Consider the following 13,743-nt stretch of genomic DNA (forward strand, 5'->3'; position numbering starts at 1 on the left):
ACGTCCCTCACGGTGCGGGATGGAGGTCCACCCATGAACACTCAGAACCCTGTCCGCCCCGTTTCCGCCCTGCACGCCGTGAACGCCCTGTACCTGCGCCTCGTGGTCCTGCTCACGCTGGCCTTCTCGTCCAGCAGCTTCGCACAGGCGACCCCCGAAGCCTTCCAGAAGAACATGGACGCCAAAGCCGGGGTGTTCTGCAAGTACGTGAACATCCTCCCCCAGAGCAAGTGGGTCACGCTGGGCGCGCTTGTGTTCTTCATCATCGGCGCCGTCCTGATGATCTTCGGCGGACGCGGCGGCAACGTCTACCTGATGCGCGGCATCGGCGCTGTCGTGATCATCCCCGCCCTGATCTCGCTGGGCTCCTCGTTCGGCATCGTCTGCTGACGGATTACCCATGGACGACATGCCGTTCCCACAGTACCGAAAGGGGGTGCCGAAAGCTGGCCTGGACGAGGTGGCGCATTTTATGCTCGCCGTCGTCCTGGCCGTCTTCCCCTACTTCTTCATGCAGCTCGCCCTGGGGGACTGGGGGTTTGCCCCAGTCGTCTCGGGCGCCGTCGCGTGGGCGTCCTTCCGGTTCATGGCGGTGCCGATCGTCCGGTACGTCTTCCAGCAACTGCCCCCCATGTTCCTCGAGCACTACGTCGCCACCGTCTTCTTCCGGGGCGGCCTCGCCACCCGTCCGGACCCGGAACCCATTCCCTTCAAGGTGGACTGAATGCCCTACCACGACGTCGGCAACGCCCTCAAAGTGGCGGAGAATCAAAGCAACCTCACCCAGCAATTGACGTACCACGGCCTTGAAAACGGCACGGTCTTCACGCTCGACAACCAGATGACGTTCGGGCTGAACGTCGATCTCGTGTCCGCGGCCCGGGCCACGCCGGACATCCGGGTGTCCAACCGCGACCGGATCATGGCCGCGATTCAAGGGGCGCTGCCCGCCGGCGCTGTGGTGCGCTTCTACCTGGACAACCGCCCGGCCACCCGGACGGCCCTCGCACAACTCGCGCCCATCGAACGGGATGGCAGCGCCGTCGAGCGAATGCTCCAGGCAAATCACGCGGTCCTCGAACGCATGCGGCGGAGCCACTGGGTGAGCGACAGCTCCGCGTACTTCACGGTGACCCTCACCGTACCGGGACGCCCGAAGAAAACGCCGTACAAGAACGTCAACCTACAAGCCCTGGTCTCCAAAGCCGCCACGCTCCAGAGTCGCCTCGCGCGGCAGCTCACCCTCAGCGGTATGCGCACGAGCCCCATGACCAATGACGAGGTCTGGGCGCGCATCCTCGATTACTTCAACCCCGACATGGCGAGCGCGGAAAAGCCAGCCTATCAACGAGACCTCGACGCCGGTGATCTGGCCGCCTACCGCGTCGGCCAGAAACTGAAAAACGCACCCAAGGCAACGCGCCCATACGTGGCGACCATGCGCGCTCAGGTCGCGTGCAGTGGCATCGATCTGGACCACGACGCCTGCTTCACCGTGGGCCACACCCGGGTGGGCATCGTGTCGTTCCTCAAGCCGAGCCGGGGCACGCACGTCGGCGCCACCGAGGAGATCATCCAGGCCCTCGGGGGGACGCACTCCACCTTCATGGTGGAGTACCTCGTCGTGGACGCCCCGAAAATCCGCGCGCAGATCAACGAGTCCCTGGATAAGCAGGAAACCGCCGCCAGTGATCCGTCCATGAAAGCCGGGCGTGAAGTCTACACACGCATCGCAGAAGGGACGGCCCTGGTGCAGGCCCTGGAGATGGGGCAGGTCCTCACGGAAATGAGCATGCACGCCATCATCTTCGCCCGCTCCCAGGAAGAACTGGACGACCGTCGCGAACGAACGCTCGCGGCCTTCAGTTCGGTCGGGGGCAGCATGCCCCGCGTCGCGTCCCATGCCGACGCCATTCACCTGTACCTGCAGAACGCGCCCTTCAGCGGGAAACGCAGCGCGTATCAGGTCGCGGCCTACTACCGCAACGCAGTCGACTGCATGCCTCAGGCTGGCCCCTGGGCAGGGACGCCCGAGGGCGTCCTGCCACTCCGCGGGCGACGGGGAAACGTCTTCTCGATCTCGCCGGTCGCGCCGGGCATCCGCAACGCGGGCGTGGTCGTGGCAGGCAGCGCCGGGGGGGGGAAAAGCGTCTTCATCAGCATGCTCGCCGCTGGACTCGTCCACCGGCATCAGGCGTCCCTCACGGTCGTGGATCCCAAGCGCGACTACCTGGCGCTCTTCACGGCACTGGGCGCGGCGGACGCCATCGTGAGCATCCGGCCGAACGCCCGGCTCCCCTCCGGGGAACGGGTCCGGATCAACCCGTTCGACCTGCCTCAAGCGGACGATACCGTCACCGCCACGAAAATCTCCTCCATCCTGGAGTTGATGCGCGCCCTGCGCATCAATGACCTGAGCGGCCGGCGCGTGAGCATCCTGCATGAGGCCATCCAGGTGTTCTACCGGCGGTTCTCCCGGCCCGTAGACCGGGGCGGTGAGGTCGTGGACCGGTACACGGGCGAGGGCACCCTCACGGACTTCGCCGATATCATTTCCCGCCTGAACATCGTGGGCGACAAACCCGTCCTGGCTGACCCTGAACTCCGCCGCGAGGTCAGCGACGTCGCCAATGAACTGCGGGCGTACACCGCTGAAACCCCGATCGGCACCCTGCTGGACGGCCCGACCACGGTGAACGTTCACTCCAGGTACCTGTACCTCGACATCAGCGGCATGATCGATCACCCCCAGCTGCTGGCGATTGGCACACTCCTCACCAACGAACTCGTGTGGAACCGGAGCATGACCATGGAGGGCCGCAAAGTCATCGTGATGGAAGAGGCCGGCGTGGCGAAAAACCTGCCTGGCCTCGTCGAACTGACCAACCGCCTGTACAAGACCGGCCGTTCCCTGGGCGTCATTCCCATCCTCGCCATGCAGGAAATTGAGGACGCCCTGGCCTACAAGGGCGTGATCAACAACGCCAACACCCGCATCCTGCTCGAAAGCAAACCGTCCGAGCGCGCGCAGATTGCCGACATCTTCGACCTGAATGCCTCCATGCGTGGCCTGCACGCCTCTCTGGGCGGCGAAGCGAACCGGTTCCGCGAGGTCCTGATCCTCCAGAACGGCGGGAACGGTCAGCTGGACGGCGACGTCGGCCAGTTGTGGCTGTCCCGCGAGGCGTACTGGATGAGCACCAGCGTCAAGGAGGAAGCCGACTACCGCGCCCACGTGGCGACGGAACTCTACGCCGGGGATGAAGCCCGGGCTGCCATACACATCGCGCAGGAGGAGCAGCATGCCGCATAGATCCGCAGCGACCCGAACCCTGGTGCTCACGGCCTTCATGTCCAGCGCCGCGCTCGCGCAGGACGACCCGTTCGAACCCATCAATGGAGCACTGAACGGCGCCAACAACGTCATCATGACCGTCGACTCCACCATCGCCATGCTGTCCCGGGCCATCGATCTGCTCTCGATGGTGCCGGCCATCGGCCCGTTCGCGCAGATGCTCAAACCCATCATCAACACCTACATGGACATCAAGACGACCATCATGCCCATCATTGAGGCCGGGAACCGCGGCATGGCGTACGTCAAGCAGATCAACGACGCCCGGAACACCGTTCGGCAGATGTTCAGCAACAGCAACTTCTCCGACCGCGTGAACAGCATCAACAGCCTGGTCGGCCAGTTCGGCGGCCTGAGTTCACTGACCGGCGGCGCCCGAACCATTGACCCGAATGACCCCCGGGGCAGCGTCGCGCGCATCCTGTCGTCCGCGGACCGGCAGATCGCGGACGTTCGTTCGCAGATCAACCAGGCGCAGTCCCAGCGGGACATGCCGAGGTACCGCGCCCTCGTGCAGCGGGAGGAGGAACTGAAGGGCCTCCGGACTCGGATCCGGCAGGCGGGCGAAATGGCGGCCAGTCAGCGGGATTCAATGAAGCTCGTGACTCGCACCAGTCAGGTGGCCGCGGACGCCGCGCGCCGTGCGCCGGCGCAGGCCGCCCAGCTCCAGGCGACCCTGAGTGCCGAGGGCGCCCTGAAGATCCTGGGCACCATGGCCATCGAGCAACTGAACGTCAACGCGGGCGGCTTCGATGCCCTCAGTCAACAGCTCGCCACGATCAGTCAGAACCAGACCATCACCAATGAGCAGAACGACCAGCTGCTCAGCCACTTCCAGCAGCAGGAGCGGGAGCGGACCGCCCGCAACCGGCAGCTCATCGAGGAGACCACGCGCCGTCAGGAGGAAGAGTACAAGTCCATGATCAAACGCACGGACCTGCTCGCGGACAGCATCGGGCAGACGCTCCGCCCAAGTGATGAGCGGCGCAGTGACATCCGCAGCCTGATGGGCGGCAGCAAGTGAATCGTGCGCTGCCCCTGCTGGTCCTGCTCGCCGGGGTGGCGCACGCCGCAGGCACCCCCGTCGAGTGCCCGACCGCAGCCGTCGCGTCAACGTCCGACGTGACCCTCAGTGCCTTCCTGCCCAACGCGCCCTGCCTGTTCGCTCAGAACATTGACCTCTGGGCGCGGTGGGGCCTCTGGACTGGCATGGCGACCGTCGGCCTGACCCTGGCGGCCGCGTTCTTCTTCTGGAAGCTCTTCGCTGCGGTGCTCGGCGGGGCCCCGGAGAAGGCCCTGACCCCCTTCCTGATCGCCGCTGTCATTTTCTTGCTCGTGTCCCCCGCCCGGGAGGGCAAGGGCCTCCTGCCTGACATTCAGGCGAGCGCCATGGAAGGCTTCGTCAGCCTGTACAGCATCTCGGCAGCTGTAGGAACCCGTGCCATGACGGAAGGCCCGACGAGCGTGCAGGAGCAAACGCGAACGTTAGGGAAGAACGTCGCCCTGCTCGTCGCGCGTGGCTCTCAAGCAGCGGAGATCCGCAAGCAGTTGGACGCGATCAAGGCTGGAGAGATTTCGGGCGACCTGAAGGACCCCAACCTCGTGAACAGCCTGTACGCGCAGCAGCTGGAGAAGGATCAGTCCGGCATCAACCAGGCCTTCTCCGGGAACGGCTGGGTGTTCAACATTGGCTTCCTGCTGCTGTATGGATTGTTCGCCATTTTTGCCGGGATCATTTTCGCTGTAGGGTTCGGCCTGCAGCTGTCCCTGCTGCTCTTACCCATCGCCATTGCGTTCCTGGTGCTGGGTCGCTTCCAGCCCGCCGGTTACGTCGGTGCCTCGTACCTCGCGGCCATGTTGACGGCCGTGCTTATGCCCATCGGTGTGGCCAGCGTCACCACGGTGGGCCTGAGCATCCCCGCGGCTCGCCTGACGCCAACGGTGACCAAGATGAACAGCGAAGTCGCCGCCAACCTCCAGCGGTATCAACGGAGCATTGATCAGGGGTGTAGCTTCACGGAGATCGGGTGCCAGCTCAACGAACAGGTCATGCTCCCGATTCAGTCCGACCTGAGCAGCCTCAAAGAGCTCTTCGGTCAGATGATCCTGATGGTGGCCGCATTGATCGTCGGCCTCTCGATTGCGGCGTCCGCGCTTCGCAGATTGCCGAGTAGCATTGCCGGCCTGGTTGGAATCTCCGGCGGTGGTGAATCCTCCGGGGTGGAAACCAGTGCCATCGGGAAGGTGGTGGGCGGCGCCGCGAAGATGATGGGCGCTGAAATGCTCATGAAAGCCGTGCAGGCCAAAGCCGTGGGCGGCATGCTCGGGAAAGGACGAGGTGGCGCCTCCTCCGGTGGGGAGAGTCCCGCAACGGGTGCGTCCAGTGGGACGGTCCATGCATCCGGAAGTGTCCCCCCGGAGAGCGTCACGGAAGGCGCTCAGGGCGCGGCCGCCACCCATCCCAATGTCCCGCCCGAAACGGTCACGGCACCCAGCACGAGCACGCCGATTGGCGCGGGGTACGCGGCCTTCCGGAGTGCCCGCGAGAGTGGTCAGGGACGCGCGGGCGCTGCGGTTGCGGGCGCGCGCGGTGTCGGCACGGCTGTGGGTGCACAGGCTCACGAATCCCTGAGCACGGGCGCCCAGGCTGTTCGCGCGTCCGCTGGTCAGGGCCTCCAGGCTGCTCGGGCGCAGGTTGCCGCGTCCGCCTGGGGTGGAACGGCCAACGCGCAGAAGGCTGGCCAGGCCTGGGAGGCCGGTGTCGCTGGACCTGCGCGGGCCGTGCGGAGTGACCTTCAGGCCATTCGCGAGGACGTTCAGGCGAGGCGCGGGCCGGACAGTACCAATCAGTTCGGGCCGCGCGACGCGGACGCGGCAGAACTGCACCCCCGGGTGACCGCTGCCGAGGCCGAAGCGACCGCGACGGCAGACCGGGCGGCAGCCATCCGGGGCGCGACCGCATACGCGGACGACGTTCGCCCCCCGAGCGGCCGGGCCATCAGTGCCATGCGGGCCCAGGGCGGCAGTGAAGGCTCTGCCCGCCCGGGACCCGCCATCGTGACCCCACGGCAGGCAACGCAAGACGGCCAATCACTTCGGGGAGAAGGAACGAACCTACCGGCGTACTCCGGAACGCCGAACCAGGCGCCCCCACCCGCTCCGAATCCGCTGGATGTGGAAGCGGAACGGAACCGGCAGCGGGCGGAGCAGGGTCCGAGACCCGCAGTGGTCCTGGGGGGCGTGCCGAGACGGGCCATGTCCGCGGCGTCCAGTGGCGGGCGTGCAATTCCGGGCGTGGATGTGAGTCCACTGGGCCCAAGTCCTGCCCCTGCGCCCGCACCGGCCCCTACGCCCACGCCCGCACGTGCGCCGTCCCGGAATGAGATCTCCCAGGCCCGGCTGGCCCATCGTGAATCTGCAGCGGCCAGTGCCCCGGCACCAGCGCCGACCGCATCACCTGCCCCAGCACCATCGGCCCCGACTGCTCCGGTGACCCCGACGCCGACCCCTGCACCTCGTCCAACTCCTGTCCCTGCACCAGCGCCGACGCCTGCACGTGCACCTGCACCGCAGTCCGCTGCAGTGACCCCGGCAAGCACCCCCACGCCACCAGCACCCGCGGCCACCCCCACCCCGGCACCCAAGGCCACGCCCGCCAGCGCCGGACAGACGAATCCGCCCTCGACGTCAGATCAGAAAGAGGAATGACCATGACGCACGCCCGTGAAACGGCGTGGAGAGTCCGGGGAGGCGCCGTTCGCGTCTCCCCCATCTTCACCCCCACAGCCCCCCCACCGCCCCGCATCACCCACCTCACCCCTCCCGTCAGCGTGGCAGCACCAGCCATCTGGCGGCGTCTCCGGAGCGCCCCGTGACGCCCTCACAACCTGAACGGCCGCAGGCCAATCCGCCAAGCCCCGTCGCCATTGCCGCCCTGAGCAGCACCATGCTCAGCGCATCCATCCTCCTGATGCAAGCCCTGGACGTCGGCCAGCGGTCGGCTCCCCTGATCTACAAACACACCGGACTCGCGCAGGCCCGGCAGTTGAAGGAAGACGCCATGGCCGCCCTGCTGATCTCCTGTGGCACGGATGAGAAGTGCGGGCCCTGGCTGAGCGCGCAGTTCTCCGCGGGCATGGCCGGGTACTGGCTGGCCCTCCTGCTGCCCGTCATCGCCATTCCCCTCACGATGAAGTTCTTCCCCAGCCGCAAGGCCGTGCCGCAGAAGGACCCCGGTCTTGCCCGCTGGGAAAACAAGGCGGCCCTGAAGCGGTACATGTACGGCAGCGACTCCACGAACGACCCGTTTATCGGCTTCCTCGGGTACCTCAAGAGCGGCGAGGTGGGCGGCACGTTCGACTCCAAGGACCTTCCCCCGATGTACATCCCGCTGGAGGACTGGTGTCAGAACACCCTGGTGTGGGGCGGCATCCGGAGTGGCAAGACGACGTCGTTCTTCCAGCCGAACATCTTCCTGGGCGCGCACCTGGGCATCACGTGCGTGGTCTTCGATGTGAAGTGGCCGCAGAAGGACAGCGGGTTCTACGAGACGATCGGGTACTGGCACGCGCGGAAGCGGCGCACGGTGCTGCTCGCGCCGTACGAGCCGTACGGGGCGCGCGTCAACCTGATCGCGGGCGTCTTCTCCTTTTCGGACGCGCTGGAGGTGGCGGACGCCGTGTTCCCACCCCCGGAGTTCATGGAGGAGCGTGGGAAGCACTACAACGACAAGAAGCGCTTCATGATCGCCGCGTTGATGTGGCTCCTCCGCACGGAGATGGGTGACCAGGCCCACATGGGTCACGTCCTGGAACACGCCATGCTGCCCGACGACCGCCTCATGGAATGGGTCGAGACGGCCAGGGACGAGCAGGCGAAAGCGATCCTCACCGGGTACCGGGACGCGGGCGAGAGCAACTTCGCCGAGACCAAGAACGGCATCATCAGTGCCCTCAAAGTGTTCTTCAATCAGGACGTCGTCCGAGCCACGAGCGGCCTCCCGACCGAGACCACTCAACTGGAGGAATGCTTCCGCCAGCCGTCCCTGGTGATGGTCGGCATCAACCAGAAGAACATGATGGACGGCTCGGGCGAGGTGCTCTTCCGACTCTACAAACGCCTGCTGGATGCAGCAGCCATGCGTGTAGCGGCGGAGCAGGGCGGCCGCCTCAGAGTGCACCTGGCGTACATGATGGACGAGCTGCCCAGCATCGGGAAGATCAACTACATGATGCGGTCCCTGGGAACGCTGCGCTCGTACAACATCTCCCACCACCTCGGGATTCAGAACGACGCGCAGGGCCAACTGGTGTACGGGGAGGCATACTGGAAGGCCATCACGACGAACGTGGTGGCCCGCGTGATCGTGTTCCCGCGTGGCATCAACGGGGATGACGCGAAGAAGATCCGGGACCTGATCGGCAAGACGACCGCCACGGAAGTCGGGGTGACGGGTAGCCGCTCCATCCGCGTGCTGGAGCACGAGGGCAGCAATGCCGTGTCCGCCAAGCTCGTCGAGCGAGACCTGCTCTCCTACGAGGAGTTCTCTCAATTCACGCTGGGCGAAGCGGTGGTCCGCGTGAACGGTCACCAGCCGATCAGGACGCAGCTCGCGCCCATGACCATGGCGACCGTGGAGGGAAGTGGCATCACGCCAGGGTCGAAACCCAACCTGCTGCACGCGTTCTACCGGGAGACCATCGCGCGGTGCCCGGGCGGCCTGGTGGCGTACACGGCCCGAATCATTCAGGAGGGCTCACTCGCAGGGGCCACCAGTGCATCGTCCCAGCGGGGCACCCAGAATGCGCCGTCACACCCCGTGCCCGCATCGGTGGCACCACAACCCGTCCCCGCCCAGGAATCGGCGCCAGGCGCGACGGGGAGTGCCGCCAACCTGTCGGTCACTGAAGTGGTGCAGTGGCTCCGGGCGTGCATGACTGAACTCATCGAGATCGAGTGGCAGCTGCCGGAGCGGGTGATCACGGTGCGGGTCGATGCGGAGGCGGACACCGTCAACGGCACGACTGCCGTGACGCGCCTGGTGATCGGTGGACTGCTGGAGCGGACCCGGACGGCTTCCCACGCCCGCCTGACGAAGAAGGCCCACGCCGCACTTCCGGCCGACCTGCACGCTGATCTGGCGGACTATCCGGACGCCTACGCGGTCTACCGGTGGCTGCGGGACAACGCCCTGAGCATCAGCGGCACGCCCGAACGTGCAGCGTACGAAGCCCAGTGCGCGAGCACCGACCCCCCCACCACGCCGACCGAACCTGCCGCTCAGGTGATCGACGGGACCCTGCTCTGCACCATGACCCGCACCCGGGAGATCTTCAGAGGTGAGGGCGTTCTCCGGTTCCCGCAGAAGCGGATCGGCAGTCGGGATCACAACCAGATTCCTGTGCAGTCACTCGCTGCGACGGCGGCCGCCGTCCGCCAGGCACGGGCCGCGGAAGCCGAACCGACTGGGGAGGGCAAGCTGTCCCGGAAGGACCGGAAACGTCAATCGAAGACGGACCTGGTGAACAGCGTCGTGGGTTCATCACCTGACGCGCCCTGACGGTCACGTCGTCACCCCGGCGCATGTCACGCTCGCGACATGCGCCGAATTCTCTGTTTCTTGATGCTCTGCGCGTCCTCCGTGGACGCGCAGAGCGCTGCCGACGTCGCGAAGTCCATTCAGGGTGCCCGCCGGGAGGTGATCGCCGTTCTCCCCCGCGTCATGAATGAGGCCGTCGCAGCTGCACTCAAGGTGGCAGCCGCCCGAGGTACCCGCGTGTTCCTCATCACTGAGCGGGCCACCGTGAAGCGCGGCGGGTACCTTCTGAACGTCTCGCACGGACCCAGCTCCATCAACACGTACCTCTACCCGGGTGCGATCACGACACCCTGGATCCTCGTGGACGGGGCGTGGCTCGCCTCAGGGACCGCCCTGGACGCCGACCTCACGGCGCCGGTCACGATCAGCAGGGACGCCCCCACGCTCACCCGGTTGAACCTCTGGGCCACGCAGGTGACCGCGGCTGGTCCCACCCCGCGAGTGGACCTGCTGAAGCTCCGGTACGACCAGCCGACACGGTCGTCACCCCCACGTCCTGCACGGTGAGGGGTATGGAACCCACCATCGACCGTCTGCTCCAACGGATCACGTACCGCTATGAACTCCTCATCGGGGTCACGGTCATTGGCCTGCTGTTCTGGCCCATGTTCGCTGGCTTGCCAGGATTCGTCGGCGCTTTCTCGGTCATGCTCGTGCTCCTGCATGCCCGCAATCTCAGTCAGTACAAACGGGGCACAGAGGACGACACCATCATGGACCGATTACTCAGCGCACTCCCCTTCCGCTATGAACTCCTCCTCCTGATCGCCACCGTGCTCTGGGCGGTGTGGTGGTTCGCCGCCGGCATGACCGGCTGCATGCTCGGCCTCGGCATCGTGGCCCTGGCCCTCACGGCTCGGTCCAGCTCGCAACTCAAGCGGGGCACCGTCACGATCGGCGAGGCCTGACCGTGCACGCCGACATCCCAGGCATCGCCCGCGTGACGCGGCGGGTCACGCTGCCCCCACAACCGGTCTTCGATGTCAGTACCGCCAGTGAGTTCGAGCAGCTGCTGCGCATGTTGCCCGGCCGGGTGCAGGTACTCGTCGAGTCCCGCATCCGGGAGGTCGAGGAGATCCGCATGCAGGCGTACGGCCCGGTCGAAGTCCTGTACCAGCACGCGCATGTCATCTACCCGATTGAACTGACCCTGGAGGACATGAAGATCCTGGACTCCGTGGGGCAGTGGCGTGCGGACGGCCGTCTCGGCCTGGAAGGCACGCTGCACCGCTTCGGTCGACTGGACACGATGGGGCACACGAGCCTCGTCACCGTCCGCGTGGCGAAGGCCTTCGTCGGCCTGGCTGAACCGCTCCGGGAGTGGCTGTCCGCCGCGCAGGACGGCCTGGTGATCATGGGCCTGCCGGGCAGTGGGAAGACGGCGCTGCTGCGGGACGGCATCCGCATTCTGAGCGAGCGGCTGGCCGGGCGACTGTTCGTGAACGACTCCTCGAACGAGATTCTGGGGGACGGGTTTCAGCCTCACCCGATCACAGATTGGGTGAGCCGCGTGCCGATCGGCGACCCGTCCCTGCAGTTCGAGAAGCTCAATCAGACGGTGAAGAACTTCCAGCCGCGGTGGATGGTGGTGGACGAGGTCAGCAGCCCAGGGGATGCCCGTGCGATTGCATACGCCCGGTCTCGCGGGGCGCGAGCGGTCATGACCTGGCACGCCGGCAGCCTCCGGAGTGCGTACCAGGAGAAGGACGAGCGGACCCTCTGGCCGCTCATTCAACGGAATGAGGAGGGCATCACAGGACCACCTGTCGCGTCTCTCGGCATCCTCGTGCGCGGCCGTGGGGAGTACGTCATCTTCGAGGACCTCGAGGCCTGCTTCCACGAGGTTGCCCACGACCGGTTGCCGCCCGGCGTGCAGGTGAGCGTGGCGCAGGGCAGTCGCTGGGGGCACCGCGAACAGGCCTTGACTGGGTGACAGGAAGGACAGGAAGAGGGGGGAAGCACTGGCTTCCCCCCTTCTCTTGTGTGGGGCCCATCACGGACGGGTGACGGGAATCACTTGTTCGCTGACCTGCACGCGGCCCTCCTGCGTCCTGATCCGCACACTGCCCACATCATCTGTCCGGAGGAGCAACGTGACGGTCTGGTGGTACGTCCCGCAGGGTGTCATCAGTTCCACCGGCAGGAACGCACCACCCTTCCACGGCAGGTCCAGCACGAGAACACTCAGGCCCGGCACGCGCTGGAAGTCTGGCGCCCGCAGCGTGAAGGCCCGGCCGGGCAGCTGCGCCCGACCGAACCACCAGTGCCGCGTCGCATGAACCGGCAGGCCGTACAGGCGCACGTGCCCAGCTGGTGCAGCATGCGCCGCGAGCTGTGCCTGAGCGACCTGGAGGTCCTCGCTGAATTCCAGGTCGGCGGTGAGTTGCAGCTCGTCGAGGCGTCGGTCGAGGTCAGTGGCGGTCACCCATCCAGGGCGGGCGTGAATGAAAGCGAGGCACGCCTCACGTTCGTTCCGGGCGTCCATGGCGCGAGTGGTTGTCCGCCAGAACGAAGCACTCCAGAGCGGGAACGTGACGAAGATCAGCACCAGGGTCGGGCGTGTCCAGCGGTGGCGAGGACCGGCCTGTCTGGTCACTCGCGCGGCTCACGGCGGGCAGGAGCGGGCACGGGAGTAGGTGTCGGTGTTGGAGCCGCTGGCAGCAGACTGACGACATGATGGAGGAGGTCAAGCTGCTGTTTCATCACGGTCTCCTGCTTCTGAAGGAAATCCGTCAGGCTGGCCTCGATGCGGGAGACGGCCTCCTCCTTGATGTTCGACGGATCCGATGAACTGGTCTCTTCAGAGCGGCCGAGGAGTGCCCAGAGGAGCGGACTGGTGGATTGCCGAAGCGTCTGCACCTGTCGAATGTTGAGCCCAGCACTTCGCAGCGCGTTCGCGAGTTCGACCACTCGCTCAAAATCTGCACGACTGATCTGCAACTGGTTGCGGCCCGCGACATGGATAGGGATGCGCAATTGAGTCGCGCAACTGTTCAGGAGATTGAGTGCTCCCCGGCGGCTGAGATGGAGGCGCTGAGCCAGTTCGGCAACGGTGGCGTAATCGGACTGAACGGACCGGTGAGGTGTATTCATGACCGCACCGTAGATGCACTGGGGGTGACGAAGTTGTACAGGGAGGCCGAGGGCTCAAAGTGCGGCGTGTCGATGAGGTGACAGAGAGGTGTGGGAATCAGGTGCCGCGCCTTACAGGGGCATCGTTCCTCGGGGCTATGAAACACGATCCTCGTGGCGATCAGTTGACAGGTAGTAGTTCACGGCTGTCTGTGCTCCCGTTTGTCTGCAACTGAGCTGTGCCTCCTATCCTGTGCTGTCAATGCTGGGCTGTCATCGGTCTTCGTGTTCCCCAGTAGAGAATCCGAGGAGGCTTCTTCAGTCCCCTGCATTCTGGGAGCAAGGTCGTTGCACGCCAAGTCATCCATAGCCTTCAGGAAGTCATGCAGCCATATCGAGTGGGTGTGGGGTCGACGAACTCAGGCTCAGGGGTCGAGTCATCTGGGCATTTGCAGGGCAGTAGAGAGCAGTAATTTCATCTGGTACAGCTGGTACGCACAATCAATTTGGCAGTTTTGGAGTTGGCAGAACTGGTTCCAAGTGACTGGATGAACCCTTCTGCCACTTCGCACAAGTGGTACCAGCAATCTGTAAAGCCATACGAGCAGAGCAAATGACAGACCCCTGTCGAAAGGTGGAAGAGTTGGTACCACTTGGACATTGCCGCATGAATCACCTGGAAATGTGCGTACCCGTTGTCCGCCCGGACGTGATTGGA

General features: G+C 65.6%; 11 protein-coding genes. 9 read left to right on the plus strand and 2 right to left on the minus strand.

Going from position 1 to position 13,743, the window contains the following annotated elements; all coding sequences use genetic code 11:
- Nucleotides 1-33 precede the first annotated feature (33 nt).
- The 9 genes from IEY69_RS16215 (at nt 34) to IEY69_RS16255 (ending at nt 11,886) form a co-directional block, all read left to right on the plus strand.
- The gene (locus IEY69_RS16215; protein WP_189074189.1) at nt 34-390 is read left to right on the plus strand and encodes a hypothetical protein; all 357 of its coding nucleotides are present in this window, start codon (nt 34-36) and stop codon (nt 388-390) included.
- 46 nt (nt 391-436) lie between these two features.
- Nucleotides 437-724, plus strand: coding sequence for a hypothetical protein (locus IEY69_RS16220; RefSeq protein WP_229784039.1), 288 nt, complete (start codon nt 437-439; stop codon nt 722-724).
- A complete protein-coding gene (locus tag IEY69_RS16225) occupies nt 725-3,313 on the plus strand; it encodes a VirB4 family type IV secretion system protein (protein ID WP_189074191.1) in 2,589 nt (862 codons plus the stop codon). It abuts the gene before it with no gap.
- On the plus strand, nt 3,303-4,379 hold the full coding sequence (locus tag IEY69_RS16230; protein ID WP_189074192.1) for a hypothetical protein: 1,077 nt from the start codon (nt 3,303-3,305) through the stop codon (nt 4,377-4,379). The genes IEY69_RS16225 and IEY69_RS16230 overlap by 11 nt, the downstream gene beginning before the upstream one ends.
- Nucleotides 4,380-4,564: 185 nt before the next feature.
- Nucleotides 4,565-7,063 (plus strand): hypothetical protein, encoded by a 2,499-nt coding sequence (locus IEY69_RS21995; RefSeq protein ID WP_189074242.1) that lies wholly within the window; start codon nt 4,565-4,567, stop codon nt 7,061-7,063.
- A gap of 163 nt (nt 7,064-7,226) precedes the next feature.
- Complete coding sequence (locus IEY69_RS16240; RefSeq protein ID WP_189074193.1) at nt 7,227-9,914, plus strand: type IV secretory system conjugative DNA transfer family protein; 2,688 nt, start codon at nt 7,227-7,229, stop codon at nt 9,912-9,914.
- 39 nt (nt 9,915-9,953) lie between these two features.
- The gene (locus tag IEY69_RS16245) at nt 9,954-10,460 is read left to right on the plus strand and encodes a hypothetical protein (protein WP_189074194.1); all 507 of its coding nucleotides are present in this window, start codon (nt 9,954-9,956) and stop codon (nt 10,458-10,460) included.
- A gap of 5 nt (nt 10,461-10,465) precedes the next feature.
- Entirely contained in the window at nt 10,466-10,861 is a 396-nt protein-coding gene (locus IEY69_RS16250; protein WP_189074195.1) for a hypothetical protein, read from the plus strand.
- 2 nt (nt 10,862-10,863) lie between these two features.
- Nucleotides 10,864-11,886: an AAA ATPase domain-containing protein gene (locus IEY69_RS16255; protein ID WP_229784040.1), complete on the plus strand. Its 1,023-nt coding sequence runs from the start codon at nt 10,864-10,866 to the stop codon at nt 11,884-11,886.
- Nucleotides 11,887-11,946: 60 nt separating this feature from the next.
- Here the strand turns inward: IEY69_RS16255 and IEY69_RS16260 are convergent, their stop codons facing one another.
- On the minus strand, nt 11,947-12,378 hold the full coding sequence (locus IEY69_RS16260) for a hypothetical protein (protein ID WP_189074196.1): 432 nt from the start codon (nt 12,376-12,378) through the stop codon (nt 11,947-11,949).
- 167 nt (nt 12,379-12,545) lie between these two features.
- A complete protein-coding gene (locus IEY69_RS16265) occupies nt 12,546-13,046 on the minus strand; it encodes a hypothetical protein (RefSeq protein WP_189074197.1) in 501 nt (166 codons plus the stop codon).
- Between the last annotated feature and the right edge of the window lie 697 nt (nt 13,047-13,743).

The organism is Deinococcus sedimenti (assembly GCF_014648135.1).
GTDB classification, from domain to species: Bacteria; Deinococcota; Deinococci; order Deinococcales; family Deinococcaceae; genus Deinococcus; species Deinococcus sedimenti.